The sequence below is a fragment of the Kribbella sp. NPDC051718 genome, from assembly GCF_040681515.1.
Lineage (GTDB): Bacteria > Actinomycetota > Actinomycetes > Propionibacteriales > Kribbellaceae > Kribbella.
This window is the reverse complement of the sequence record NZ_JBFAYZ010000001.1, coordinates 833581-857352: the sequence shown is the minus strand read 5'-3', so window position 1 is coordinate 857352 and position 23772 is coordinate 833581. Positions and strand designations below refer to the sequence as shown.

At 68.7% G+C, this 23772-nt stretch carries 27 protein-coding genes; 16 read left to right on the top strand and 11 right to left on the bottom strand.

Going from position 1 to position 23772, the window contains the following annotated elements; all coding sequences use genetic code 11:
• Nucleotides 1-104: 104 nt before the first annotated feature.
• Nucleotides 105-1283, top strand: a complete 1179-nt coding sequence (locus tag AB0M15_RS04260; protein WP_363813723.1) for an NB-ARC domain-containing protein — start codon at nt 105-107, stop codon at nt 1281-1283.
• Nucleotides 1262-2482, top strand: coding sequence for a tetratricopeptide repeat protein (locus AB0M15_RS04255; RefSeq protein WP_363813721.1), 1221 nt, complete (start codon nt 1262-1264; stop codon nt 2480-2482). Before AB0M15_RS04260 ends, AB0M15_RS04255 begins: the two co-directional genes overlap by 22 nt.
• On the opposite strand, the gene AB0M15_RS04250 is transcribed toward AB0M15_RS04255, so the two are convergent.
• The gene (locus AB0M15_RS04250; RefSeq protein ID WP_363813719.1) at nt 2479-2943 is read right to left on the bottom strand and encodes a hypothetical protein; all 465 of its coding nucleotides are present in this window, start codon (nt 2941-2943) and stop codon (nt 2479-2481) included. The genes AB0M15_RS04255 and AB0M15_RS04250 overlap by 4 nt on opposite strands.
• 107 nt (nt 2944-3050) lie before the next feature.
• On the opposite strand from AB0M15_RS04250, the gene proC reads away from it, so the two are divergent.
• Genes proC through AB0M15_RS04235 form a run of 3 tightly spaced genes read left to right on the top strand, consistent with a single transcriptional unit; the run spans nt 3051 to nt 4957 of the window.
• Nucleotides 3051-3860, top strand: a complete 810-nt coding sequence (gene proC / locus AB0M15_RS04245; RefSeq protein WP_363813717.1) for a pyrroline-5-carboxylate reductase — start codon at nt 3051-3053, stop codon at nt 3858-3860.
• The gene (locus AB0M15_RS04240; RefSeq protein WP_363813715.1) at nt 3847-4296 is read left to right on the top strand and encodes a hypothetical protein; all 450 of its coding nucleotides are present in this window, start codon (nt 3847-3849) and stop codon (nt 4294-4296) included. The genes proC and AB0M15_RS04240 overlap by 14 nt, the downstream gene beginning before the upstream one ends.
• Nucleotides 4297-4345: 49 nt before the next feature.
• Nucleotides 4346-4957, top strand: coding sequence for a hypothetical protein (locus tag AB0M15_RS04235; RefSeq protein WP_363813713.1), 612 nt, complete (start codon nt 4346-4348; stop codon nt 4955-4957).
• Here the strand turns inward: AB0M15_RS04235 and AB0M15_RS04230 are convergent.
• Nucleotides 4954-5388, bottom strand: coding sequence for a TIGR03618 family F420-dependent PPOX class oxidoreductase (locus AB0M15_RS04230; RefSeq protein ID WP_363813711.1), 435 nt, complete (start codon nt 5386-5388; stop codon nt 4954-4956). The genes AB0M15_RS04235 and AB0M15_RS04230 overlap by 4 nt on opposite strands.
• Before the next feature lie 51 nt (nt 5389-5439).
• On the opposite strand from AB0M15_RS04230, the gene AB0M15_RS04225 reads away from it, so the two are divergent.
• Both AB0M15_RS04225 and AB0M15_RS04220 read left to right on the top strand, forming a co-directional pair.
• Entirely contained in the window at nt 5440-5790 is a 351-nt protein-coding gene (locus tag AB0M15_RS04225; protein WP_363813709.1) for a helix-turn-helix domain-containing protein, read from the top strand.
• 9 nt (nt 5791-5799) lie between these two features.
• Entirely contained in the window at nt 5800-6702 is a 903-nt protein-coding gene (locus AB0M15_RS04220) for a TIGR03560 family F420-dependent LLM class oxidoreductase (protein ID WP_363813707.1), read from the top strand.
• A 3-nt stretch (nt 6703-6705) separates the two neighbouring features.
• Here the strand turns inward: AB0M15_RS04220 and AB0M15_RS04215 are convergent, their stop codons facing one another.
• Both AB0M15_RS04215 and trpS read right to left on the bottom strand, forming a co-directional pair.
• Nucleotides 6706-7473, bottom strand: coding sequence for an endonuclease/exonuclease/phosphatase family protein (locus AB0M15_RS04215; RefSeq protein ID WP_363813706.1), 768 nt, complete (start codon nt 7471-7473; stop codon nt 6706-6708).
• Nucleotides 7470-8438 (bottom strand): tryptophan--tRNA ligase, encoded by a 969-nt coding sequence (gene trpS, locus AB0M15_RS04210; protein WP_363813704.1) that lies wholly within the window; start codon nt 8436-8438, stop codon nt 7470-7472. The genes AB0M15_RS04215 and trpS overlap by 4 nt, the downstream gene beginning before the upstream one ends.
• Before the next feature lie 337 nt (nt 8439-8775).
• Between trpS and AB0M15_RS04205 the strand changes: the two genes are divergently transcribed.
• Both AB0M15_RS04205 and AB0M15_RS04200 read left to right on the top strand, forming a co-directional pair.
• The gene (locus tag AB0M15_RS04205) at nt 8776-9951 is read left to right on the top strand and encodes an acetoin utilization protein AcuC (RefSeq protein ID WP_363813702.1); all 1176 of its coding nucleotides are present in this window, start codon (nt 8776-8778) and stop codon (nt 9949-9951) included.
• 169 nt (nt 9952-10120) lie between these two features.
• Nucleotides 10121-10336 (top strand): helix-turn-helix domain-containing protein, encoded by a 216-nt coding sequence (locus AB0M15_RS04200; RefSeq protein ID WP_343975667.1) that lies wholly within the window; start codon nt 10121-10123, stop codon nt 10334-10336.
• 68 nt (nt 10337-10404) lie between these two features.
• Here the strand turns inward: AB0M15_RS04200 and AB0M15_RS04195 are convergent, their stop codons facing one another.
• Complete coding sequence (locus AB0M15_RS04195) at nt 10405-10890, bottom strand: MarR family transcriptional regulator (protein ID WP_363813699.1); 486 nt, start codon at nt 10888-10890, stop codon at nt 10405-10407.
• Between the two features lie 91 nt (nt 10891-10981).
• Between AB0M15_RS04195 and AB0M15_RS04190 the strand changes: the two genes are divergently transcribed.
• Nucleotides 10982-12229 carry an amidohydrolase family protein gene (locus tag AB0M15_RS04190; RefSeq protein WP_363813697.1) on the top strand — a complete coding sequence of 416 codons (1248 nt, stop codon included), beginning with the start codon at nt 10982-10984 and terminating at the stop codon, nt 12227-12229.
• 14 nt (nt 12230-12243) lie between these two features.
• Here the strand turns inward: AB0M15_RS04190 and metG are convergent, their stop codons facing one another.
• A complete protein-coding gene (metG, locus tag AB0M15_RS04185) occupies nt 12244-13719 on the bottom strand; it encodes a methionine--tRNA ligase (RefSeq protein WP_363813695.1) in 1476 nt (491 codons plus the stop codon).
• Nucleotides 13720-13985: 266 nt separating this feature from the next.
• On the opposite strand from metG, the gene dnaN reads away from it, so the two are divergent.
• Nucleotides 13986-15206: a DNA polymerase III subunit beta gene (gene dnaN / locus AB0M15_RS04180; RefSeq protein ID WP_363813693.1), complete on the top strand. Its 1221-nt coding sequence runs from the start codon at nt 13986-13988 to the stop codon at nt 15204-15206.
• A 24-nt stretch (nt 15207-15230) separates the two neighbouring features.
• Here dnaN and AB0M15_RS04175 read toward each other — a convergent pair whose 3' ends face one another.
• Nucleotides 15231-15764 (bottom strand): hypothetical protein, encoded by a 534-nt coding sequence (locus AB0M15_RS04175; protein ID WP_363813691.1) that lies wholly within the window; start codon nt 15762-15764, stop codon nt 15231-15233.
• Between the two features lie 184 nt (nt 15765-15948).
• Between AB0M15_RS04175 and AB0M15_RS04170 the strand changes: the two genes are divergently transcribed.
• Entirely contained in the window at nt 15949-17130 is a 1182-nt protein-coding gene (locus AB0M15_RS04170) for a hypothetical protein (RefSeq protein ID WP_363813690.1), read from the top strand.
• Nucleotides 17131-17156: 26 nt separating this feature from the next.
• Complete coding sequence (locus AB0M15_RS04165) at nt 17157-18287, top strand: DUF6042 family protein (protein WP_363813688.1); 1131 nt, start codon at nt 17157-17159, stop codon at nt 18285-18287.
• A 1-nt stretch (nt 18288) separates the two neighbouring features.
• Here the strand turns inward: AB0M15_RS04165 and crcB (AB0M15_RS04160) are convergent, their stop codons facing one another.
• From crcB (AB0M15_RS04160) to AB0M15_RS04150, 3 genes are all read right to left on the bottom strand, one after another.
• On the bottom strand, nt 18289-18663 hold the full coding sequence (crcB, locus tag AB0M15_RS04160; protein ID WP_363813686.1) for a fluoride efflux transporter CrcB: 375 nt from the start codon (nt 18661-18663) through the stop codon (nt 18289-18291).
• Entirely contained in the window at nt 18660-19145 is a 486-nt protein-coding gene (gene crcB, locus AB0M15_RS04155) for a fluoride efflux transporter CrcB (RefSeq protein WP_363813684.1), read from the bottom strand. The genes crcB (AB0M15_RS04160) and crcB (AB0M15_RS04155) overlap by 4 nt, the downstream gene beginning before the upstream one ends.
• 73 nt (nt 19146-19218) lie before the next feature.
• A complete protein-coding gene (locus AB0M15_RS04150; protein ID WP_363813682.1) occupies nt 19219-19878 on the bottom strand; it encodes a class I SAM-dependent methyltransferase in 660 nt (219 codons plus the stop codon).
• A gap of 123 nt (nt 19879-20001) precedes the next feature.
• On the opposite strand from AB0M15_RS04150, the gene AB0M15_RS04145 reads away from it, so the two are divergent.
• From AB0M15_RS04145 to AB0M15_RS04135, 3 genes are all read left to right on the top strand, one after another.
• On the top strand, nt 20002-20103 hold the full coding sequence (locus AB0M15_RS04145) for an AURKAIP1/COX24 domain-containing protein (RefSeq protein WP_008356322.1): 102 nt from the start codon (nt 20002-20004) through the stop codon (nt 20101-20103).
• A gap of 85 nt (nt 20104-20188) precedes the next feature.
• Nucleotides 20189-21196: an NAD-dependent epimerase/dehydratase family protein gene (locus AB0M15_RS04140; protein ID WP_363813680.1), complete on the top strand. Its 1008-nt coding sequence runs from the start codon at nt 20189-20191 to the stop codon at nt 21194-21196.
• Nucleotides 21189-22379: a lysophospholipid acyltransferase family protein gene (locus AB0M15_RS04135; RefSeq protein ID WP_363813678.1), complete on the top strand. Its 1191-nt coding sequence runs from the start codon at nt 21189-21191 to the stop codon at nt 22377-22379. The genes AB0M15_RS04140 and AB0M15_RS04135 overlap by 8 nt, the downstream gene beginning before the upstream one ends.
• A gap of 205 nt (nt 22380-22584) precedes the next feature.
• Here AB0M15_RS04135 and AB0M15_RS04130 read toward each other — a convergent pair whose 3' ends face one another.
• Entirely contained in the window at nt 22585-23682 is a 1098-nt protein-coding gene (locus AB0M15_RS04130; RefSeq protein ID WP_363813676.1) for a DUF5667 domain-containing protein, read from the bottom strand.
• Nucleotides 23683-23772: the final 90 nt, after the last annotated feature.

Sequence of the window (23772 nt, the reverse complement as noted above, 5' to 3'; positions counted from 1 at the left end):
CCGACCCCGGCAATTAATTAACGGCCGCGAGCCGAGCGCAAGGGAATTCCTTCGAAGGCCCCGCAGCTGGCTAGGGTGGCTCACTTCGGATCTGGGGAGGCTGGGTGGAAGGTCGGGCGCCGGAGCCGGGTGGAGTGCGGACGGTCGATGAGCTCGGGGCCCGGTTGCGGGCCCTGCAGGTCTGGTCGGGGTTGTCCTACCGGGAGATCCATCGGCGGGTGGTGCGGTCCCGGCAGGAGCGTGGGATCGCCGAGCTGCCGGCGTTCAACACGACGTACCGGTGCCTGTCGCCGGGGCGGACCAGGCTCGACGTCGAGCTGGTGGTCGACATCGCCCGCACGATCCTGAGCGACGAGTCGCGGGCGGCCGAGTGGCGGCAGGCGCATCAGGTCGTCTCCGGGCTGGCCGCGGAGGCTTCGGTCGTGCAGGTCGGCGACCGGGTGGAGTCCGACGGGGACGCATTCATCGGGCGGTCCTCGACCGTCGTGGCTGCGGCGGAGGCGTTGCTGACGCATCGGCTGGTCTGCATCGACGGGATGCCGGGGGTCGGCAAGACCACGCTCGCAACCCGGGTCGCTGGGCAGATCCAGGACGTGGAGCTCGAGTTCTTCGTCAACCTGCGGGGGTATGACCCGGCACGGCCGCCCGCCGACCCTGCGGCAGTGCTGGATGGGTTTCTGCGGCGGCTCGGCGTACAGGGGAGCCGGATCCACGGCCTGGATCTCTCGGCCAGGTCGGCTCTGTTCAATCAGCTGCTGGACGGGCGGCGGGCGGTGGTACTGCTCGACAACGCGGCCTCCGACGATCAGGTGCAGCCGCTCACCGCGGCCAACGCGCTCACTCTGGTGACCAGTCGACGGCGACTGAAGGCCCATCGCATCGGCCTGGAGGTGTTCGAGCCGGCCGAGTCGGCGGTGCTGATCCGGCGGGCGGCGGGTGACAAGGTCGATCGCGAGCCGGCAGCAGCCACGCGGATCGCGGAGCTCGTCGGGCATCTCCCGCTCGCCCTCGCGGTGCTTGCGGGGCGCATCAAGGCGCAACCCGAGTGGACTCTCGGCGACCACCTCGAGCGATTGCAGGAGCACACGGCAAGGCTCAGACTCGACGACGGTGTCGCCGCCTCGCTCTCCCTTTCCTACCAGGCGTTGCCGCCGCCCGCTCGTCGCGTGCTGCGGCTGCTCGCGCTTCCCCCGCGCGGGATTTCGACGCGTACGCCGGTGCGGCGCTGGCCGGCGCGACGGTCGAGTTCGCGCGTGAGCAGTTGGCGAGGTTGGTACAGCTGAATCTGCTGGAGGAGCACGGATCCGGGCGTTACGAGTTGCATGACCTGATCCGCTTGCTGGCCTCCGACCAGGCGCGAGACGAGGATCCGGCGTCGGTACGCCGATCCGCCATCGACGGCCTCTTCGACTACTACCGCAAAGCAGTGGCAACCGCCGCAACGGCGTACGCGCCTCAGGACCAGGCGCGGATCGAGATGACCCAGCAACCCGGCCTGTCCGAGGTGCGTTTCGCCGACCGTGAAGAGGCACGCAACTGGCTAGAGGCAGAGCGTTCCAACCTGATCGCCACGGCGCTGTATGCCGCCGACCATGACCGCCCCGAGTACGCGACCGGCATCTCTGCAATGCTGATGTACTACCTCGGCACCGCGAGCCTGTTCAGCGGTGCGGAGGTCCTGCACCTGACCGCGATCCGCTGCGCACAGTCCGACCAGGTGCGCGGCCGGTCGTACAACAGCCTCGGCGCGCTCTACTGGCGACTCGGCCGGTACGCCGACGGCCGCGCCGCTTATCAACAGGCGCTGGACTACGCCCGGCTCGCGGGCAACCGGGTCGGCGAGGCGAGCGGCCTGTCGAATGTTGCCCTAGGCCACTATCGACTCGGTGACTACGAGCAGGCGATCACCTGTCAACGCGAGGCCTTCGCGCTGTTCGAGTCCGAGGGCAACCTGAGCGGGATGACGACGACGCTGGCCGGTGAAGGCTGGCCGCAGCTGCGGCTCGGCCGGCCTGAGATCGCGCTGGAGCTGTTCGAGCAGGGGCTCGCGATCAGCCGGAAGCTGGGCCCGGACACGTTCGAGGAGGCGTTCGCGCTCAACAACGTGGCGGCCGCGCACGAGGCTCTCGGCAGGCTGGACGAGGCGCGGCAAGGTTTCGAGCAGGCGCTGGAGCTGTCCCGCCGGATCGCCTTCGTAAACTGCGAGAGCGACTGCCTGAACTGCCTCGGCCGGCTGCACCTGGCAGCCGGCCGGGTCGACGAAGCGCTCGAGCTCCATGAGCAGGCACTGGATCTGGCCGTCCGGCAGGGCAGCAGGCCGTTCACCATCGAAGTCCGCAACGACTACGGCCGCGCCCTGACTGCAGCCGGCCGAGTCGCCGAGGCGGTCGAACAACACCGAACGGCGCTGGAGGACGCCGAACGCATCGAAGACCGCCACGAACTACAGCGCGCGCGACAGGCGCTGGCCGGGCTCACCTAGCAGGGCGACCCGTACTCCGTGCCGATCCAGGGGCTCCAGATGGACGGGTTGCGCGTCACGCCGTCCTTCAGCTCGTACAGCATGAAGCGGACGCACTTGCCTTCGATGTGGTCGTAGTCGCAGTAGTTCCAGCCCTCGGCGGCGGGCCTGGCCTGGCAGTACCGGTCCTTGCCGTAGTTGGTCTGGCTGTGCACGACGGCCGCCCAGCCGTTGGCGTCGCGATCCTCGATCCACTGCTTGTCACCGACCCACTGGAAGCAGGTGGCCGCGTACTCGGTGATCAGGCCGCCGGCACAGGTGCCCGAGGCCGGCGGGGCGCCGGTCGTGGCGGCCGATGCGGAGCTCATCCCACCGGCCAGCAGGACGACAGCCCCGGCGAGCACTGCGGACGTACGGCGGAAGGTGCTGAGACCCCAGCCGGTGTCGGAACCGGGGCGGGTGCGTGGTGCGGGGCGGGGCATGGCGAAGTCCTTTCGGCGGGCGGTGGCCGAAGGAGCATGCAGCCCGGCGACCGACCGGGTCGCGGAATTCGAACGAAGTCGAACAGCGGCGGCGCTAACCTGAGCGCATGAGTAGCGACGGGCAGGTGGCCATTCTCGGCGCCGGTGTGATGGGTGAGACGTTGTTGTCCGGGCTGTTGCGCGCTGGGCGGCGACCGGGCGAGCTGCTGATCACCGAGCGGCGCGCGGAGCGTGCGACCGAGCTGCGCGAGCGGTACGGCGTGGACGTGGTGACGAACGTGGAGGCCGCGGGGAAGGCGGACACGCTGGTCCTGGTGGTCAAGCCGCAGGACATGCCCGACCTGCTGGCCGAGATCGCCCCGGCGATTCGCCCGACCCAGACCGTCGTCTCGCTGGCGGCCGGTATCACCACCACCTTCATCGAGTCCCGGTTGCCGGAGGGCGTCGCGGTCGTCCGGGTGATGCCGAACACGCCGGCCCTGGTCGACGAGGGGATGGCGGCGATCTCCCGTGGCGCGCACTGCGACGAGAGCCACCTGGTACTGGCCGAGGGGCTGCTGGCCGCGACCGGCCGGGTCATCCGGGTTCCCGAGAAGCAGCAGGACGCGGTGACGGCGATCTCGGGGTCGGGTCCGGCATACATCTTCTTCGTGGTGGAGTCGATGATCGAGGCGGGCGTGCACATGGGCCTGCCGCGCTCGACCGCCACCGACCTGGTCGTCCAGACGCTCTTCGGCTCGGCCAAGCTGCTCCGCGAGACCGGCGAACACCCGACCGTACTGCGGGAACGCGTCACCTCCCCAGGCGGTACGACGGCCGCCGCGGTCCGCGAACTCGAGGACCACAAGGTCCGGGCCGCCTTCTTGTCGGCCATCGAAGCCGCCCGCAACCGTTCCCGGGACCTTGCCGCCGAGTAGCCCGGGCGAGCGCGATCCGAAGGCGCCCGCCCGCGTCACCCCAGCCCCGCTCAAGTCGGTCCCACCCCTGCCCTGGTCACCACGGCTGAGATACCGCCTGTTCCAGCGACTGACCGTGCGGACCGACGAGCTCGTACTCTGCGGGCCGCTGCTCCGTCGTCGCTACAGCTGGAAAGCGGTCGACGGCGTCCAGCGGCGTGGCGAGAAGAAGGTGGTCGTCGATCTCGGCCACCGGGGTACCCGGACCTTCAAGTACGACGGTCTCAACGGCCGGCCGACCGCCGATCAGGTGGCCGGTGTGGTGGAGCGGGTGCGCGGTAACCACACCTCGGCGTTGACCAGTTACCGGGTGTCGTTATCCTGGGGCGCCGTGGTCTTTCTGCCCGCGGTTGTGGCGGTCGCGGCCGTCACCGCCTGGGCGTTGATCAAGGGGTAAGTCGATGTCGGATCAGCTAATCCACGCTGAGGGGTCTAAGGTCCCGCCCATGGGAAATCGTTCGAGCGGCACCGATGACGCTGCCGCGCGCCCTGCGACCGAGGCCGGCTCCTTCGACGACGGCTCCTTCACCGCCGACGGCGCGGCCCTGCCGCAGCTCCCGTGGCGGGTGCCGCTGGATCCGGCGCCGTGGTGGGCCTGGGCACTGTTCGTGGTGCCATTCATTGCCGTTCCGGCGCTGAACTCCTGGCTCTGGATGGGCGCCCGGGACTTCCTCGCGGTCGGCCTCTTTACCATCATCGGCGCTTCCGTCGTCCGGGTCGCCGGTGGGGTCGTGCTGTACCGGGTCGAGATCACCGCCACCGCCCTGAAGGCCCGCACCAGCCTGCTCGTCCGCAGCCTCGCCTGGCAGGACGTCGACGACATCGAGATCGTCGACGACTCCGTCGTGCTGACCAGCGGCAAGGACGAGAACGAGATCAACGGCATCGCCAAGGGTCAGACCCTCGACTCCGCCGCCGTCATGCAAGCGGCCCGCGCCGCAGCCGACGACCAGCCGGTACGCCGCTCCCGCCCGCGTCCCGGCATCGGCGTCGTGTTCGTCCTGGCCTACCTGGTGCTCGCCGTCGGCGCCTTCCTGCTCCGCTGGCATCTGCTCTAGCCTCGCGCTGCCCATGGGCCTTCGCCGGTGATCTTCTCCGGCGTGACCCGGGCGATCACCGCCGTCTCGGAGTACCGGTTCTCGAACGGGTAGTCCTTGCCCAGGTACCGCTGCGCCTGCTTGTCCATCAACGCGGTCCACTCCTCACCGATCTCCGGCGCGGTGACCTCTGCGCGGCCACGGATCACCAGGTACTGTGCGAGCCCACGCCGGCTGGGCTGGTCGTCCTCGATGATCACTGTGACGCGGGGATCGCGGCGCAGGTTCGCTGCCTTGCGCTGGTACCCCTCCATCCCGATCAGCACCTGGTCGCCGTCGCGCTCGGCCCAGACGAGTGATGCCTGCGGAGATCCGTCCGCGTCGACGGTGACGAGGACGGCGTGGTTGTCGGTGGCGAAGAGCCGATGAGTGCTTTCGGGCAACGGGATCATGCTGTCGACGCTAGACAGCGCAACGGGAACCCCTGAGTACCCTTGGTGAGCGTGGACGGCATCGGTGACGTATTCCTGGCGGACTGTCCGGCACGGCTGGCGGTCGAGGTGATCGCGGACAAGTGGGCGGTCGTGGTGCTGTGGGGACTCAGCGAAGGGCCGCGGCGGCACGGTGAACTGGTCGACCTGATCGGTGGCATCTCGAAGAAGGTCCTCACCCAGACCCTGCGCCGGCTGCAGACCAACGGGCTGGTCACGCGACACGACTACGGCGGCGTACCGCCCCGGGTCGAGTACGACCTGACCGAGCTCGGCAAGACCCTGATGGAGCCGATCCGGATGCTCACCACCTGGGCCGCTGACAACGGGGAGGCCGTGCTGGCCGCCCAGGAGAGTGCATAAAGTCGGGGTATGGACTTCTCCCTCTGGCCCAGCGCCACCCGGACTTGGCAGGAAGTACTCGACGGCGCGGAGTACGCCGAACGGACCGGCTGGTCGGCCGTCTGGATGGCCGACCACTTCATGATGAACAACGGTGACTTCTCGGTCCCGATGAACGAGTGCTTCGCGTTGCTGGCCGGGCTGGCGGTGAAGACCGAGCGGGTCCGGATCGGCTCGATGGTGCTCGGCAACACCTACCGGCACCCGGCCGTCGTGGCGAACCAGGCGGCCACCCTCGACCAGATGAGCGGCGGCCGGTTCGTCCTCGGCCTCGGAGCGGGCTGGCAGGTGAACGAACACCAGGTGTACGGGATCGAGCTGCCGCCGGTGAAGGAGTTGCTGGCCCGGTTCGAGGAGGCCTGCCAGGTGATCACCGGGCTGCTCACCGAGGACCGGACGACCTTCGACGGCAAGTACTACCAGCTCACCGAGGCGCCGCTGGAACCCAAGCCGGCTAAGCTCCCGATCCTGATCGGCGCCTCTGGCGAAAAGGTTGCCCTGGGCATCGTTGCGAGGTACGCCGACGAGTGGAACCACTGGGGTCTGCCGGAGCTCGCCGAGCACAAGGGCAGCGTGTTCCGCGAGCACTGTGAGCGGATCGGCCGCGACCCGTCGACGGTTCGCCGCTCGACCCAGGCACTGATCGAGATCATCGAGCCGGGTGACACGGAGGCCGAGGGCCGGCGGGACGGCCTGCTCGCGGCCGGCCGCCCGACGATCATGGGCTCGGCTGAGTACGTGCTCGACGTGGTCTCTCGTTATCCAGCGGCCGGCATCGACGAGTTCCTGGTCCCGGACGGCTCCCTCGGCACCGGCGCGCGCCGCTTCGACCAGCTCGAGCGGTTGAGGACAGAGGTCTTCGAAAAGGTCTGAGGGTCAGAGCTCGAGGGTCGCCACGACCGGCCAGTGGTCGCTCGGCAGGCGGCCGCCCGGCCGGTAGTGCGAGACCTCGGCATCGATCACCTGCCAGCTCGTGCCGGCCGGGCCGCTCTGCCTGACCAGGACGTGGTCGATGCGTTCGCGGTCGGTCGCGCCGGTGAAGTCGTGGAAGGTACCACCGGCCGTCGCCGGTACCGCGTCCCGCCAGCCCGCCTCCAGGAACACCTTCAGGGGAAGGGATTCCGGCTCGACGTTGAGGTCGCCGAGCACGACCCAGTGCAGGTCCGGCTCGGCGGCCGTCCAGCGATCGATCAGCTTCGACGACTCCAGTTGCGCGACCTCGCCGATGTGGTCGTAGTGGGTGTTGACGATGCCGACCCGCGTGCCGTCGGTGTGCTGCATCCGCACGAGGGTGGCGATCCGGGTGAGATCCGCGTCCCACCCGACCGACCCCGGCGTCGACGGGTCCGCGGACAGCCACCGCGTCTCGTGCGAGTCCAGCCGCCAGTCACCTGGCCGGATCATCACCACCGAGTGCTCGCCGGCGTGGACGCCGTCATCCCGTCCGGCCCCGACGATCTCGTACTGCGCGAACCTCTCGCGCAGATACGCCAGCTGGTCGGGCAGCACCTCCTGCAACCCGACCACGTCGGCCGCCAACTCCTCGATCGCGGCCGCGGTCGCCTCGCGGCGTAGTACCCACGAGTCGTCGCCGTCGGGAGCCGAGGAGTTCCGGATGTTGAACGTCGCCACTCGAAGTCTCACATCGTCGATCCTGCCAAACCCATCGCGACAGTCGCCGCCCGGAGTCGTGGTGCGCTCGCTTCGATCGCCCGATCCCGCCCCTGGGCGAGTACCGCGTCGACGGCGCCGGAGTCGGATGCCAGCCGGGCGTACTCCTTCTGCAGGGGCTCGATGACCGCCAGCACGGCGTCCGCGACGTCGGACTTGAGGGCGCCGTACGTCTCGTACGAGCCGGCCAGTTCGACCGGATCGCCGTCGGTGCAGGCGGCCAGGATCTCCAGCAGGTTGGTGATGCCGGGCTTGGTCTCCTCGTCGTGGCGCACCTCGCCGTCCGAGTCGGTCACCGCGCGCATGACCTGCCGGCGAATGACGTCCGGCGGGTCGAGCAGCCGGATCGTACCGACGGCGTTGTCCTCGTCGGACTTGCTCATCTTCGCGGTGGGGTTGGCGAGGTCCTTGATCCGCATCGCCAGCGCGGCCTTCTGCAGCTGCGGTACGACGAACGTCTCGCCGTACTCCCGGTTGAACCGGATCGCGACATCGCGCGCCAGCTCGACGTGCTGGTCCTGATCGCCGCCGACCGGGACGCGATCCGTTCCGTACAACAGGATGTCCGCCGCCATCAGGCACGGATAGGTGAACAGCGAGGCGCGGGTCATCGGTCTGCCCCGGCCCTTCTCCTTGTACTGGATCATCCGCGACAACTCCCCGACGTACGAGGTGCACTCGAGCAGATACGCGAGCTGCGCATGCGCCGGTACGTCGGACTGCACGAACACCGTTCCCGGCGGCAACCCGGCGGCGAGCATCAGCGTCGCCATCTCCCGGGTCAGCGCGCGCAGCCGCCGCGGATCATGCTTGGTCGTCATCGCATGCTGATTAGCCACGAAGTAGAACCCGTCCGGATCGGTGAACCGCCGCAGCGCACCGAGGTGGTTGCCCAGCGTGAGCCGGCCGGAGGGGGTGATGCCAGAAAGCGAGGTCATGGTCTTGTCCTTTGTCGATCGGGCCTCACCGACCGACGGGCATACAAAAAGGCCGCCTCGGCGAGGCGGCCTTTTGGATGCGCGTGAACGCAGGAGGGTCCGCCTAAGCGGCCCACCACTGCTGCAAGTTGAACTCGTTCACCCCAAAACCATAGCCCGGACTACGCCCACCCCGCCACTAGCCACCCGCGACGTTCCGGCGACTGCTGTCCTCGAACCCCCAGCTCATGCCGGGCGGTCCGCAACCTCAACGTAAGTTGAGGTCAACCGGTTCGATAGACACAAGCGATCGGCTGAGCGGAGGCCTGTGCCGCGCTTGCGGGCTAAGGTCGGGGGCATGAGCGGTGAGGCGATGCTGGTCTTCGACGACGGGCTGACGGCGTACGACTTCGGGCATGGGCATCCGATGAGTCCGATCCGGGTGGATCTGACGATTCGGCTGGCCCGGGCGCTCGGCGTACTGGATCAGCTGAAGGTGGTGCCGGCGCCGGTGGCGGATGACGCGCTGCTGCGGACCGTGCACACGGCCGAGTACATCGAGGCCGTGAAGCGGGCCGGGGAGGATCCGGATCAGCCGGATCCGGAGCACGGCCTCGGTACCGACGACACGTACTGCTTCCCGCAGATGCATGAAGCGTCGGCGCATGTGGTCGGTGCGTCCGTCGAGGCCGCCCGGGCCGTCTGGGAGGGCGACGTGCTGCACGCCGCCAACATCTCCGGCGGGCTGCACCACGCGATGCCGGGGATGGCCAGCGGCTTCTGCGTCTACAACGACCCGGCCGTCGCGATCCAGTGGCTGCTCGACCACGGCGCCGAGCGGGTCGCGTACGTCGACGTGGACGTTCACCACGGCGACGGCGTACAGACCGTGTTCTACAACGACCCGCGGGTACTGACGGTGAGCCTGCACGAGTCGCCGACGACCCTGTTCCCGGGCACGGGTGGGCCGGGGGAGACAGGTGGGCCGGATGCGGAGGGCACTGCGGTCAACATCCCGCTGCCGCCTGGTACCGGAGACGCGGGCTGGCTGCGGGCGTTCCACGCGATCGTGCCGGACGTGGTGAAGGCGTTCAAGCCGTCGGTGCTCGTCACCCAGCACGGCTGCGACTCCCATGCCGAGGACCCGCTGGCGCACCTGACCAAGACGGTCGACGGGCAGCGAGCGGCGTACCTGGCCTTGCACGACCTCGCCCACCAGGTCTGCGACGGCAAGTGGGTGTCGACCGGTGGCGGCGGCTACGCGATCATCGACGTCGTACCGCGCGCCTGGACCCATCTGCTGGCGATCGTGGCCGGCGAGCCGATCGACCCGGAGACGGCGGTGCCCGAGTCGTGGCGCGAGGACATCCAGATCCGATTCGGCCGGGTCGCGCCGATGCGGATGACGGACGGCCGGGCTCCGACGTACGCGGACTGGTCGACCGGGTACAACCCCGACACCTGGCTGGACCGCTCGATCAAGGCGACCCGGGACATCAGTTTCCCGCTGCTCGGGCTCGATCCGACGTACTAGACCGGGCCCGGATCCGGCTGCTGCGACACTCTGATCTGGATGAACCATCCAGTCACACCAGGCACCCTCTTTCCCATTCGCACCAACAGCCACTACGCTCTGTTCATGCACGCGCGGAGGTGCCGGAGGGGAAGCCGGCGCACGACTCGTGCTGGAAGTGCGGTGCGTTATGGCATCAAAGAAGTCCGGTGGTGAGTCGCCGCTCGCCGAGGTGAAGTTTCTGACCGTGGCGGAGGTCGCCACGGCCATGCGCGTGTCCAAGATGACGGTGTACCGGTTGGTGCACTCCGGCGAACTGCCCGCGGTGCGGGTGGGTCGGTCGTTCCGGGTGTCTGAGGGCGCGGTGCACGACTACCTCAAGGGCGCGTTTTTCCAAACCGGATAACCACGAGAAGCGAAAGCGGCCGGACTCCCCTCGAGGGACCGGCCGCTTCGCCTGTTCAGATCCCCCGGTCAGACCGCTCGATGGAGCGCGCGCAGCGCGGTGGTGGCGGCCTCCAAGACCTCTGCCGGTACGTCCGCCCAGACCTCCGCGTGCGCCGCCGCGCCCGCCAGCACCGCCTTCTCGGCCATCGCGACGCCCTCGTCGGTCAGCTGGATCTGTGTGCCGCGACCATCCTCCGGGTCGGGCTCGCGGACGACCAGCCCGCGGTTGGCCAGCTGATTGACCACATTGCTCGTGCCGCCGGACGACAGCAGCAGGCTCCGGCTGAGCTCGGTCGGTTTCATCCGGCACGGCTCGCCTGAGCGCCGCAGCGTGCCCAGCACGTCGAACTCCGCCATCGTCAGCCCCAGCTCGGGCAGGACCGCCCGGGTCGACTCGTCCACCGCGGCGGCCAGCAGCAGAAGCCGCTTGGTCAGCTCTGTCGTCGGGTGGAGCACGGCCGGCAACTCCCGCTCCCACGCCGCAATCAACTGGTCCACCCGGTCTGCCGTCATCGCTCCCACCCGTCGCTCGCTGTGGTTGACAGCCTATCTGCCTTTGATGATAGCTTTCAATAAAGCTTTCTAGTGAGGGGATTGATCGGGGATGAACCGAACGCTGCTGCGTGGCGGACTCGTGATCGACACCGAGCCGACCGTCGCCGTGCATCACGACACCGACGTGCTGATCGAGGACGGCCGGATCGCCGCCGTCGGTCCCGGCCTGGACGCCACCGATGCCGAGGTGATCGACGCGACCGACCGGATCGTGCTGCCCGGCTTCGTCGACACCCATCGTCACCTGTGGGAGACGGCCCTGCGGGGGACTGCGGTCGATACCGACCTGATGGGGTACATCGAGCAGGTGCTCGGCGGGTACGGCGCGAAGTACCGGCCGGAGGATGTTGCTGCTGGCAACCTTGCGGGTGCGTTGGAGTGCCTGGATGCGGGGATCACCACCGTGCAGGACTACTCGCACGTGCAACACAGCCGCGACCACACCGACGCGGCTCTGGACGGTCTGGCGTCAAGCGGCATCCGCGCGGTCTTCGGCTACGGCCAGTCGGCCACGGCGGGCCTACCGGTCGATCCGGCCGGGATGCGGCACGTCGTCGACCGGGCGTCCGGGCTGATCACTCCGGCGCTCGCCGCGATCGGGCCAGCGTTCGCTCCCTTCGAGCTCACGCAGGCTGACTGGGCGTTGGCGGCCGAGCTCGGCGCGCCGGTCGTCGTGCACATCATGAGCGGCCCGCTGGCCCAGTACCCGCTGCAACTACTGCAGGACAAGGGTTTGCTGCGCTCCGCCGTCCTCTACATCCACGGCAACAACTTGCCCGACTCCGAGCTGAAGCTGATCGCGGACTCCGGCGCGGCGGTCGCCGTCACCCCGGCGGTCGAGGCGCGGATGGAGATGGGCGACCCGATGACCGGCCGGCTCAAGGCCGCCGGCGTCACGACCGGCCTCGGCATCGACGTGGTGACGACCGCGCCGGGCGACATGTTCAACGCGATGCGCTCGGTCCTCGCCCTCGGTTACCAGACGATGACAGCCGCCGAGGTACTCCGGATCGCCACCCTGGACGGCGCCCGGGCGCTCGGAATGGCCGACCAGATCGGCTCGTTGCGCCCGGGGAAGCAGGCCGACCTGATCCTCCTCCGCGCGTCCGACATCAACCTCGTCGGCGGCCTCCACGACCCGATCGCCACTGTCGTCACCTCGGCTCATCCCGGCAACATCGACACCGTCTTCGTCGCCGGCAACCCCGTCAAACGCGATGGCCGCCTACTCCACCCCGCGTTGGAGTCCGCCCTGGCCGCAGTACGCAGTACCGCAGAGCACGTCCACGCAGCCTGAGTTTGCCGTTGAGCTCAGGTGAGCCTGGGGAACAGTGGGGTCGCGGGCGGGAGGACGCCGTCGATCGGGGTGCACTGGGTGGTGATGCGGGCGGCCGCGCTCGGGAGGAAGGGTGACAGCTCTCCGGCCAGTGCCAGGCAGGCGTGGTGGAGGGTGGCCAGGACCTTTGCGAGCAAGGGATCCTGGGTCTTGGCGAGCTGCCAGGGCTCGGTGGTCTCGATGTAGCGGTTGGCGGATTCGACGATGTCCCACAGTGCGGTGGCCGCTTTGCGGAAGTCGTAGTTCGCGAGGGCGGTCTCGATCTGGGCGGGTGCGTTGGTGACGGCGGTCCGGAGCTCGCCGGGTGCCGGTCGGAGGTTGGGTACCCGGCCGTCGTAGTACCGGTGGATGAGGGAGACGACGCGGTTGACGAGGTTTCCGAGGCCGCCGGCGAGGTCGGAGTTGCTGCGGGCGATCAGGCGTTCGCGGGTGAAGTCCGCGTCGCCGATCCTCGGGACGTCGCGGAGCAGCCACCAGCGGACGGCGTCGGTGCCGACCTCGTCGACGAGGTCGGCCGGGTCGATCGTGGTACCGGCTGACTTGCTGATCTTCCGGCCGTCGACGGTGAGGTAGTCGTGGACGAGGATCTCGGTCGGCAGGGCCAGCCCGGCTGAGAGCAGGGTCGCAGGCCAGTAGACGGCGTGGAAGCGGACGACTCCCTTGCCCAGCAGGTGAATCCGGTCGTCGGAGGTCTGCCACCAATGCTCCAGGTCGGAGCCGTCGGTGCCGTAGCCGAGACTTGACACATAGTTGCCCAGGGCATCCCACCAGACGTAGACGACCTGGTCCGGATCGCCAGGGACCGGGATGCCCCAGCCGCGAGCCCGGCGCTGCGACCGGGAGACGGAGAAGTCGTGCAGTCCACCGTCGATCAGAGCCAGTACTTCGTTGCGCCGGGTGGCCGGCTCGATCCTCAGTCGGCCGCTGGTGATCAGGTCGCGGAGCTGTTCGGAGTACCGGGAGAGGCGGAAGAACCAGTTCTCCTCGGCGACGAGCTGGGGCTCGGTGCCGTGATCGGGACAGCGGCCGTCGGTGAGGTCCTCCGGTTGGTAGAACTGTTCGCAGCCGACGCAGTACAGGCCCTCGTAGTGTTTGCGGTAGAGGTCGCCGGCGTCGGCGCAGCGCTGCCAGATGCGCTCGACCCCGGCCCGGTGGCGTGGGTCGCTGCTGGTCCTGATGAAGTCGTCGAAGGACAGGTCGAGTGGCTCGCGCAGTGCTTCGAAGGCTGCCGCGTTGCGGTCGACGAACTCTTGTACTGGGATGCCTTCCGTCTCGGCGGCCAGCACGTTCTTCAGGGAGTTGTCGTCCGTTCCGGTGAGGAAACGGACCTCGTCGCCGCGGCGACGGCGATGCCGGGCGAGCATGTCGGCCTGGACCAGCTCGAGGGCGAAGCCCAGGTGCGGGCGGGCGTTCACGAACGGGATGGTGGTGGTCAGATAGGAACGCGTCATCGTCAATCTCCTGCTGGGATGGAAGGAGAGCCGGGACGACGCCGCCCGGTGAAACGCGAACGAGGCCCCGACTCGGGGTCTCGGATCGAATACGTCCGTCGCTGAACCCCGCGCTAGCGGGGCATCATCTGCTGCGACGGGAAGCTGTTCACGCCGTCCAGATTAGCAGGGCGGTGGTCAGGCCTGTACTTGATTTGGTGGCTGCGGAAACTGTCGGTGGCCGGTGCTTGAGTGGAACCCAGTGAGGAAGCTGGGAGGCGGTCGGCATGAAGGTACGGGTGGAGCGGGATCTGCTGGTGGAGTCGGTGGCGTGGGTGGGGAAGAGTCTGCCCAGCCGGCCGAACGTGCCGATTCTGGCGGGGTTGCTGATGGAGGCGTCGGAGGGGGAGCTGACGCTGTCGGGCTTCGACTACGAGACGTCGCATCGGGTGACTCTGCCGGCTCAAGTGGCGGATCCTGGGCGCTGCCTGGTGTCGGGCCGACTGGTCGCCGACATCGTGAAAAGCCTTCCACATCAAGCGATTGACTTCAGCGTCGACGGAGCGAAGGCACTGCTGACCTGCGGCACGGCCCGCTTCACGCTGCAAACCCTGCCGGTCGAGGAGTATCCGGAGCTACCACCACAACCACCGACCAGCGGTGCGCTCCGCAGCGAGGTCTTCGCTCAAGCGGTCGCCCAGGTAGCCGGCTCGGCCAGCCGCGACGACACCATGCCCACCTTCACCGGCGTCAGCATGGAAATCGAAGGCTCCACCATCACCCTCCTAGCAACAGACCGCTACCGCCTAGCCATCCGAGAACTGGAGTGGGAACCGGCCGCCACGCGCGCGCCATCGACCACGGCCACCACCCCGCCTCCGGCGTCAGCCCCGGCTCCGGTGGTGACGCCTGCCTCGGTGTCGGCCAGCATTTTGATTCCTGCTCGGGTGCTTTCGGATACCGCCAAGGCGATGACCGGGTCGGCTCTCACGCTTTCGCTTGATCAGGATGCTGCTGGTGGGGATGGGCTGGCTGGGTTTGCGGGGGAGGTGTCCGGTGGGGCGCGGTGGACGACGACCAGGTTGCTGGACGGGAGTTTTCCGAAGGTCCGCAACCTGATGCCGGCCGCGGACGCGATCCAGACCCGGGTCCGGGTCGGCACGGCGACGCTGGTCGAGGCGGTGAAGCGCGTCGCGCTGGTGGCTGAGCGCAATGCGCCGATCCGCATCACCTTCAGCGACGAGGGAGCAACCCTCGACGCCGGCAACGGCGAGGAGGCGCAAGCGTCCGAGACCATCGAGGCCCGGCTGATCGGTGAGCCGGTGACGGTCGGGTTCAACCCGACGTACCTACTGGACGGCCTGCACGCGATCGGCACCCCGGTGGCCCAACTCGCCTTCACCCACCCCACCAAGCCCGCCGAACTGACCGGCGCCACCGACCTGGAGGAGGACCCGCTGACCAACTTCCGCTACATCCTGATGCCCGTCCGCCTCCACAACAACTGACCGGAGTGCACCTGATAAGCCGTATTATCGCCCTTCTCGACGAGGTGGGGAGTGGCGATGGGATTCGACCGCCGGAAGCTGGCAGCGGACTTCGACGACGACTTGGACGAGTACGGCGAGCATGGTCCGCTCAACCACAGTGCGCTGGAGCGACTGAAAGCTGCTCTCGGGGAGAAGCTCCAGCGCGCCAGGCCGGCCGAGGGAGAGCAGTGGGAACAGCTGCTTGAGTCCGTGTACTCCGTCGGACTCGTACCGCTGCTCGGCTGTCTGCGGCACCCCGACCCGGTGGTGCGGCGGATCACCGCCTATCTGCTCACGTACGTCGACGACGACATCACGACGCAGCTGCTGAACAGGCTGGCGGACGAAGAGGACGCGGCAACCCGGATGACGCTCCTGGTCAGCCTCGCCGACCGGGACGCTGAGCGAGTGCTGGCTTTCACGGAGCCGGGCAACTCCGACACAGACCGGCTCGGCGCCGCGTACGGGCTGACGTTGCGGCACCGACAGACCGCGCTGGCGCTGCAGGATCGGCAGACCGTGCTGGTGTCGCTGCACCGGCAGGACGATGGCGGCCCGGAGATCCCCGAGCAGGTGCTCGACGCGCTGGTGCTCTGCGTCGGTCCGGCCGGCCGGACGATGACGATGGAGCTGCCCTGGGCAGAAGGTGGCGGCTCCTGGGCGCTCTGGGCGGTCCAGCCGACGCTGCCTCCGACCGCCCCTGCAGCACTGGCTGCAGCGCATGCTCGACCTCCCATGGGCGACCGACCCGACGCTGTTCGGCAACCCTGGCTCACTCGTCCTGATGGCCACGCACCTGTACCAGACGCATCCGGAGCTGGCGATCGAGCTGGTGCCGCGGATCATCGAACTGGTGGCGACGACCGACCTGGGGATCGTCTCGACCGGCGTACCGGATCTGGGGATCTGGTTCCGGAGCCGGAAGGGACCGGACGGCCCAATCCCCTGGGACCGCAGCGATCGTCGCCTGGTCGGGCTGCTCGAGCAGGTCGCGAACCTGTACGACCGGACGCCGACGCTCGACCTGCGCAGGATCCTCGTCGGCGCTGGGCATGCGCGGGCGGAGCAACTCCTGCTGGAGTTGGCCGACCGGCGGCTCGTGAAGAACTCGAGTGGGCTCCTCTCGTCGGCGACCGAGCACGCGGCCGCGCTGACCCCAGCGCTGGTCGCCCGATTTCGGCAGAAGAAGCAGCTCGACCAGCTCGAACAGTTGGTGAACGCCTTCCCGGACAAGCAAGCGGTGATTCCCGAGTTGATCGAGAAGCTGCTAGCTCTGCTGAAGTTCAGCGGGGCCCAGACCACCCGCAACCCGGACGTCATCAAGGTCATGCTGATGATCTGTGCGCAGCTCGGGCGGGTTGGCGGCGCGGATCCGGAGGTACGGGCAGCTCTGCTGACGGTCTGCGCAGGGAGTGATCTGGAGTCGCGGGTCTGGGCGGCCCGGGCCTTGATGGTGCTCGAGCACCCGGCCGATGAAGTGGTGCCGGTCCTGGTCTCGGTGATCACCGATCACCCCAGGCGGTCGACGAAGGTGTCGCCGAACGAGCCGGCCGTCGGAGAGGGCGGCAACGGGCTCGACTACTTGGCCCTGATGTGGATCGATCAGTTGGGCCCGGCCGCGCGGGCCGCCGAGCCGGTACTGCGGACGCTGCTGTCCGAGGTGGAGCCGAGCCCGTGGATCGACATCCGGGTCCAGGCCGCCAAAGCGTGGTTCAAGGTGACCGGCGACGTCGAGACGGCTGTCCGCGTGCTCGTCGAGGTGCTGGAGACGAAGTCGCTGGGTGAGGGCACCATTCTGGAGATCTCGCGGCTGACCTCGATACTTCCGGTCCTGGACGCGCTTGCCGCTGAAGGAAGTGCACGGGCCGAGCGGCTGGCGGCGTGGTACCGAAGGATCGATTAGCCGTCCAAAACGGCTAGCGTGGGTGGATGGCGGTGCTGGGAACGTTCGAAGATGACGACTACCTGCCGGAGTCCGGAACGCTGACGGTGCGCGACACGTACAGCGGATACGTCGAGTACGGCAACGCCGGGCTGCTGGAGCAGTACGCCACCGATGCCCAGCCGTGCGGCACGATCGCCCGCACCGGCGCCGGCTGGCTCGAAACAGCCTCCGGCGATCTCACCTGCCACGTCCGCATCCAGGTCCACGACGCCCCACCGAACCTCGACGAGCCACTTGAGTGGGGAGACCTGGTCGAGCTTCCGTATCGCAGCGCCAGCGGCGTGGTCGGTCTGACCACGGTGACGGGTTCCTGGCCCGAGGAGCACCTTCAACTCGGTGCCCCCGGTTCGTACCGGGTTCGCATCGCCCGCCAAGAACTTCCTCGACCGAGTGCGACGGATGAGGAAGGTGACCTGATCGGTCCTTGGAGCCTGTGGCAGTTGGATTTTTGGCCGGTCGCTGAGGAGGAGCCGCCGCGCTGGCTCAGGCGAAGCGAGCCGGCCGTGCTGGCCGGGGACCAGGGCTGGGAGTTTCTGCTGGGCTATGCGGCTTCCGGGGTGATCAGCAGTCTTGATTACGTCAGCAGAGACGAGGCCGGGACGTCCTTGGAAGAGCTGGCGGAGTGGGCTGCGGCGCACTCGTGGGGTGATGACTGGCTGGATCAGCCACTGACGCCGGCCGATCATGGCTACCAGTTGATGACCCTCACGGCCGCCGCCGAACAGCTCGGCCGGCCAGCGCCGACCACCCGGCGGATGCTGCCGCCGCTGTTCACCGCACTCGGCCATCTCACCTTCGATGGCGACCGCTACCGCCGATCACCAGCGTCGCCGCTGCCTCAGGAGGTATTGAGGATTCCGGCCGAGACGCTGAGCACGCTCGAGGTGTTTCAGAGCAGGAGCAAGTACGCCTCCTTCACCTCCGACCTGATGTCGATCGCTCTTTGGGGAGGCGCCGAGCAGACGACCGTTGCGGCGCTTGCGGAGCGCGCGCTCGCTTCGGCGGACGAAGTACGAGGAGCACTCGGTGACGCCGTACTGCGTGAGCTGATGCGTATCGATGGCGATCTGGCCGGAGAGTTCACCCTGACCGTCCACCCGGCCAAGGTGCGCTGAGTCAGCGCCAGATGCTGTCGCTGATCGCCAGGCCCAGATAGGCAGCGCCGAGGCCGGCGAGGATGCTGGCGATGACGTTGGCGGCGGCTGCGAGTCTGGCGTTCTGTTCCCAGAGCCGCAGCGTTTCGTAGGAGAAGGTCGAATACGTCGTCAGCGCGCCGCAGAAGCCCGTACCGACGAGGAGCTGGACCCAATGCGGTGCATCGGCCGCCGTGCTCGCACCCACGACGAAGCCCAGGATCGCCGAGCCGACGACGTTGACGGTGAAGGTGCCCCACGGGAAGTCGCTGTCGTGCCGCGCCTGAACGGCGCGGTCGGTCAGATAGCGCAGCGGAGCACCGACGACAGCACCCGCGATGACGAACAGGACCTTCATCGACGGCTCCGGCGGACGAGCGCGCGCGTGACGTGCGTACCGGCGAAGACAGCGGCGATCGCCCCGGCCACGGTCGCGAACAAATACCCCAGCGCGGTCAGCGCCTGCCCATCGGCGAGCAACTGCTGCAGGTCGACCGCGTACGTCGAGAACGTCGTGAACCCTCCCAGAATCCCGGTCCCCACGAACGGCCGCAGCAACCGCTGCCCGACCCACACCTCGGACACCAGCACCATCAGTACGCCGATCAGCGCACACCCCACCACATTGATCACCATCGTTGCCCAAGGCCACGACCCCGCCCCGGTCGGCCACACGAGCCCAACCCCATAACGCGCCGAAGCCCCGATCGCCCCACCCACCGCGATCACCCCGAGGACAGCAACCTCGCCTCGCCTGACCGGCACGGCCCCCACCGGATGCCGCAGATCGACATCAGAGTCAACCGGCTCCCGCGGCGACGGATCCCTCTGCACTGCCACCTCCCCGACGCTGGTACCAGCACGATAGTCCGGTGGCGCGTGCCTACGGCCCAGCACGGCCAGTCGGGCCGGCTCAGTTGCGGCGGGCCTTGAGGGCGAGGGCGTGCGGTACCGGCATGCCTTCGGGCTCCTCGACGCGTTCGAGGGTCAGGCCGGGCCGGAGGAACGCGTTGAGCAGGTCAGGGAGCGGGAGATGGCGCATGCCGACGCGCCTGCGAATGCCGTCGTCGGCCACGGTGGGTGAGTCGTCGTGCCATCCGGCGGTGCGGTACGACGGGTGGATCAGTCGCGTACCGTCCTCGTTCCACTGGGCGTGCGGGCCGTTGAAGGCCGGGTGGACTCCGTAGCAGACCAGCAACCCGCTAGGGCGTAGTACGCGGACTGCCTCGCCCAGGGCGCCGGTGAAGGCGTCCAGGTCGGTGGAGATCCACATCGCGATCACCGTGTCGAAGGAGCTGTCAGCAAAAGGCAGCAGCGCGGCGTCCGACTCGATCAGCGGGCCGGCGGTGCGGGTGCGTGCCAGCCGGAGCTGGTCGGACGAGCGGTCCACCCCGACCACCGTGCGGCCGCTGTCGCGGATGGTGTCGAAGTTGCGCCCGGTGCCGCAGCCGAGGTCGAGGCAGGGGCCCGAACCAGGGCCGAGCAGCTCCAGCAGACCGGGCTGGTGGCGTGGTGCTCCGGCGACGAATCGGGCGTCGTACCAATCGGCCAGACCGTTGTAGCGAGCGCCCATCGAGGCCTCCCCAGTCGACGAGAAACCATCCTATCCAGGCGGGGGAGCAGGCTCACTTAGGTCAGGGAGGTGACCTACAGGTAGTCTTTCCTGACGCTCTCTTTAAGTTTGGAAGGTCCAACTGTGGGTTCAGTAATCAAGAAGCGCCGTAAGCGGATGGCGAAGAAGAAGCACCGCAAGCTGCTGAAGAAGACGCGGGTGCAGCGCCGCAAGCTCGGCAAGTAGCCCTAGCTCTAATTGCACTGTGCGCCGTCCTGGAGGTCCAGGGCGGCGTTCGATGGGGTTTTTGCTGTCTGGCTGGGGGTCACTCGTGGCACAGGTAGTGATGGTTACCGGCGTCTCTCGGGATGCCGGTGCTCGCTGTGCCCGCAGGTTGGCCGCCGACCCCGAGATCGACACCGTGATCGGCATCGATGTGGTGCCGCCGCGCGCTGAGCTCGGCCGGGTCCGGTTCGTCCGGGCCGACATCCGCAACCCCGTCATCGCGAAAGTCATCGCCGGTGAGGACGTCGACACAGTCGTCCACACGGGCGTCGTGGCGACCCCTGGCAGCGCCGGGGGACGGTCGTCGATGAAAGAGATCAACGTCATCGGCACCATGCAGCTGCTCGCCGCGTGCCAGAAGGCGCCCGGCGTGCGCAAGCTCGTGGTCAAGTCGTCGACCACGGTGTACGGCGCCGGTCCGCGTGACCCCGCGATGTTCACCGAGGAGATGGCGCCGCGGGCGATCCACCAGACCGGGTTGAGCAAGGACGCGGTCGAGGTCGAGGGGTATGTGCGCGGGTTCGCCCGGCGCCGCCCCGACGTCTGCGTCACCACCCTGCGGATGGCCAACTGGATCGGCCCGCAGACCGACTCCCCGATCACCCGGTACTTCGCGATGCCGGTGGTGCCGACCGTGTTCGGCTTCGACGCCCGGCTCCAGTTCCTGCACGAGAACGACGGCGTCGAGGCGATCCATCACGCGACCGCGAACGATCTGCCCGGCACCTTCAACCTGGCCGGCGACGGCGTGGTGACGCTGTCCCAGGCGATCCGTCGCCTCGGCCGGCCCGCGTTCCGGCTCCCGTCCTTCACCGCAGCCAGTACAGCGGCCGTTGTACGTCGAGCCCGGCTGGCCGACTTCTCGCCGGACCAGATCACCTTCCTGACCTACGGCCGGGCGGTGGACACCACCCGGATGCGGACCGAGTTCGGTTTCGAGCCGGAGTACACGACCGCCGCAGCCTTCGACGACTTCCGCGCCCACCTCGGTACCGGCGCCGTCACGCAGGCCTCCCGCCTGCTCACCGCTGGACTGGGAGCACTGCGTGGCTGACGCCGACGTCATCCCGATCGGATCGGGCGGCCGCCCAGGCCGCGGCAGCGGACGCCGCACCACCCCGTCCGCCGCCGCACGCGCCCTCGCCGGCCCCGACGCAGCCAAGGACAGGGCAGAGCGAGCCCGCAGCCGAGCGGCCAAGGCCGATGCCCGGCCGGAGGCCGCCCAGGCCGACGAGGCTGGCCCGGGCCGGGCCAAGAAGTCAGGGAAGCGCCGCCGGATGGCCGACGCCCCGGATCCCGTGGTCCAGGTGACTCCGGACGCGGACGAGCGCGCCGAGCAGACGGCGGCCGCGGGGCTGCAGGACTTCGCGCGGTTCGAGAAGATCGTCCGGGACACTCTGGGGGCCGACGGGGAGCGGCAGCTGGCCGAGTTCCTGGCGTTCCTGCGCCGGCGGCTGACGGGGGAGTACGAGGTCGACGAGTTCGGTTTCGACCCCGACCTGACCGACCACGTGATGCTGAAGTTCCTGCGCCCGCTGGCGGAGAAGTGGTTCCGGGTCGAGGTGCGCGGGATCGAGAACATCCCCGAGACCGGCAGCGCGCTGATCGTCGCGAACCACTCCGGCACGATGCCGATCGACGGGCTGATCACCCAGCTGGTCGTGGCCGACCACACCAACCGGCCGCTGCGGACGCTGGCCGCGGACCTGGTGTTCAAGACCCCGTTCGTCGGTGAGCTGTCCCGCAAGGGCGGGGCGACGCTGGCCAACAACGACGACGCCGAGCGGCTGCTCCGGCAGGGCAACCTGGTCGGGGTCTGGCCGGAGGGCTTCAAGGGACTCGGCAAGCCGTTCAGCGAGCGGTACAAGCTGCAGCGGTTCGGTCGCGGCGGCTTCGTCAGCGCGGCCATGCGGACCGGGGTACCGATCGTGCCGTGCTCGATCGTCGGCGCCGAGGAGATCTACCCGCTGGTCGGCAACATGGCGTCGCTGGCCCGCCTGGTCGGGGTGCCGTACATCCCGGTCACGCCGTTCTTCCCGCTGCTCGGCCCGCTCGGCCTGATCCCGCTGCCGTCGAAGTGGCTGATCGAGTTCGGCGAGCCGATCCGCACCGACGAGTTCCCCGACGGCGCCGCCGACGACCCGATGCTGGTCTTCAACGTCACCGACCAGGTCCGCGAAACCATCCAGCAGACCCTCTACACCCTGCTGATGCAACGCCGCAGCGTCTTCTTCTAACCCGCGCCCCGCCGAACACCCTCCCCTCCCCTCCCCACTCCCGCCAGAACTGGCGTCCTCGGACACCACCCGGCGACCTTGAACAAGAAATAACGTGTTCAAGGCCACCGGATGGTGTTCAAGCCCGCCGGACGGGGTTGGGGCCGGGCAGGGGAAGAGCCCGGCTTCTTGGCGAAGCCGGGCTCTTCGGAAGTGATCGGAACGGTTAGTTCCAGGGTGGTAGGAGCGTCTGGAGGACGCCCGGGAGGTTGATCGTCGGGAGGTTCAGCGTCGGAAAGGGCCAGGGCCAGCTCGGCGTGCCGGGGGTCGGCAGCGTGGGGACGGTCGGTCCCGACGGTGTCGAACTCGGCTTCGTCGACGGCTTGGGTGGCGTCTTCAGATCGGTCGGCTTGCTGGTCGGCTTCTCGACGATGGTGGTGTCCACCGTCTCGGAGGGAACCGTGGTGACCCCGGAGCTCGGCGGCTTGGCCGACGGCGCTGTCGTGGTCTTGCCGGTCGGCGACGAGCCCGCCTTGATGGGCGTGCTCGGCTCGGTGCCGGGGTTGATCGCGGGCGCCGGGCCGCCGTTCTTGGCCGGCTTCGGCTTGTCGCACTTCGGGCACGTCGTGGCCGCTCGGTTGGCCTGCTGCTCGAGCATCGACAACGCCTCGACAGCGGGCTTGAGCGACTCGGGTGGCAACTTCGGAGCGAGCTCACCGATGGCCTGGCGGGCGCTGGTGATGAACGCGGTGACCTCCGCGATGGAGGCCGGATCGCCGTCCTGCTGGTACGACGCGACGAGCCTGGTGATGCCCTTGCGCGCCTGGATGGTGAAGTCGGCCAGGGTGCTGTTGATGGTGGCCGCGTCGCCACCGTTGTTCACCAGCGCCTGGATCTCGGACAACCGGGTCTTGGCATGGTCGAGCTCACGCCGGCCGCGGGAACCGTCCCCGACGCTGACGTTGGTGGAGACGTTCTCGATGCCGCGCTTCATCCCGTACAGCGCGTCGCCGGGCATCGCCTGCTGAGCGGCGGCGGCAGAACCGATGCCACCTCCGAGCAGGACCAGCGCGGCGGTACTGGCCACCAGCCGGATCCGCCGGCCGTGACGATGGCGGATATCTGTCACGGACGCGTCGTCGTCCTCGCGCTCGGGCGGATCGTCCGAGCTGTCCGGAATGCTGGGTACCACGGTCGGAGTATTCGTCGCGGCTCGCGCCGCGGCCTGCTCGAGGAGGCGGTGCCTCAGCTCGGCAGCGAACTCCGGTCGCGGTGTCACTGCGCCGGCGGTCCTCAGCCGTCCGACCAGCTCCACAGCATCCATCAGCTCAGGGTCATCGCTCAGTCGCGAAGAGTGACGGGGCCCGTGATCGACGGCGTGCGCGAAGGTCTCCGCGCGCGCTCGAGCCCTGTG

Bases quoted from the DNA above. Each gene is read 5' to 3' on its own strand.
- AB0M15_RS04250 (WP_363813719.1), bottom strand. From the start codon at position 2,943: ATGCCCCGCCCCGCACCACGCACCCGCCCCGGTTCCGACACCGGCTGG.
- proC (WP_363813717.1), top strand. From the start codon at position 3,051: ATGAGTAGCGACGGGCAGGTGGCCATTCTCGGCGCCGGTGTGATGGGT.
- AB0M15_RS04235 (WP_363813713.1), top strand. From the start codon at position 4,346: ATGGGAAATCGTTCGAGCGGCACCGATGACGCTGCCGCGCGCCCTGCG.
- AB0M15_RS04230 (WP_363813711.1), bottom strand. From the start codon at position 5,388: ATGATCCCGTTGCCCGAAAGCACTCATCGGCTCTTCGCCACCGACAAC.
- AB0M15_RS04220 (WP_363813707.1), top strand. From the start codon at position 5,800: ATGGACTTCTCCCTCTGGCCCAGCGCCACCCGGACTTGGCAGGAAGTA.
- trpS (WP_363813704.1), bottom strand. From the start codon at position 8,438: ATGACCTCGCTTTCTGGCATCACCCCCTCCGGCCGGCTCACGCTGGGC.
- AB0M15_RS04205 (WP_363813702.1), top strand. From the start codon at position 8,776: ATGAGCGGTGAGGCGATGCTGGTCTTCGACGACGGGCTGACGGCGTAC.
- AB0M15_RS04200 (WP_343975667.1), top strand. From the start codon at position 10,121: ATGGCATCAAAGAAGTCCGGTGGTGAGTCGCCGCTCGCCGAGGTGAAG.
- AB0M15_RS04195 (WP_363813699.1), bottom strand. From the start codon at position 10,890: ATGACGGCAGACCGGGTGGACCAGTTGATTGCGGCGTGGGAGCGGGAG.
- AB0M15_RS04190 (WP_363813697.1), top strand. From the start codon at position 10,982: ATGAACCGAACGCTGCTGCGTGGCGGACTCGTGATCGACACCGAGCCG.
- metG (WP_363813695.1), bottom strand. From the start codon at position 13,719: ATGACGCGTTCCTATCTGACCACCACCATCCCGTTCGTGAACGCCCGC.
- dnaN (WP_363813693.1), top strand. From the start codon at position 13,986: ATGAAGGTACGGGTGGAGCGGGATCTGCTGGTGGAGTCGGTGGCGTGG.
- AB0M15_RS04170 (WP_363813690.1), top strand. From the start codon at position 15,949: ATGCTCGACCTCCCATGGGCGACCGACCCGACGCTGTTCGGCAACCCT.
- AB0M15_RS04165 (WP_363813688.1), top strand. From the start codon at position 17,157: ATGGCGGTGCTGGGAACGTTCGAAGATGACGACTACCTGCCGGAGTCC.
- crcB (WP_363813686.1), bottom strand. From the start codon at position 18,663: ATGAAGGTCCTGTTCGTCATCGCGGGTGCTGTCGTCGGTGCTCCGCTG.
- AB0M15_RS04150 (WP_363813682.1), bottom strand. From the start codon at position 19,878: ATGGGCGCTCGCTACAACGGTCTGGCCGATTGGTACGACGCCCGATTC.
- AB0M15_RS04130 (WP_363813676.1), bottom strand. From the start codon at position 23,682: ATGGATGCTGTGGAGCTGGTCGGACGGCTGAGGACCGCCGGCGCAGTG.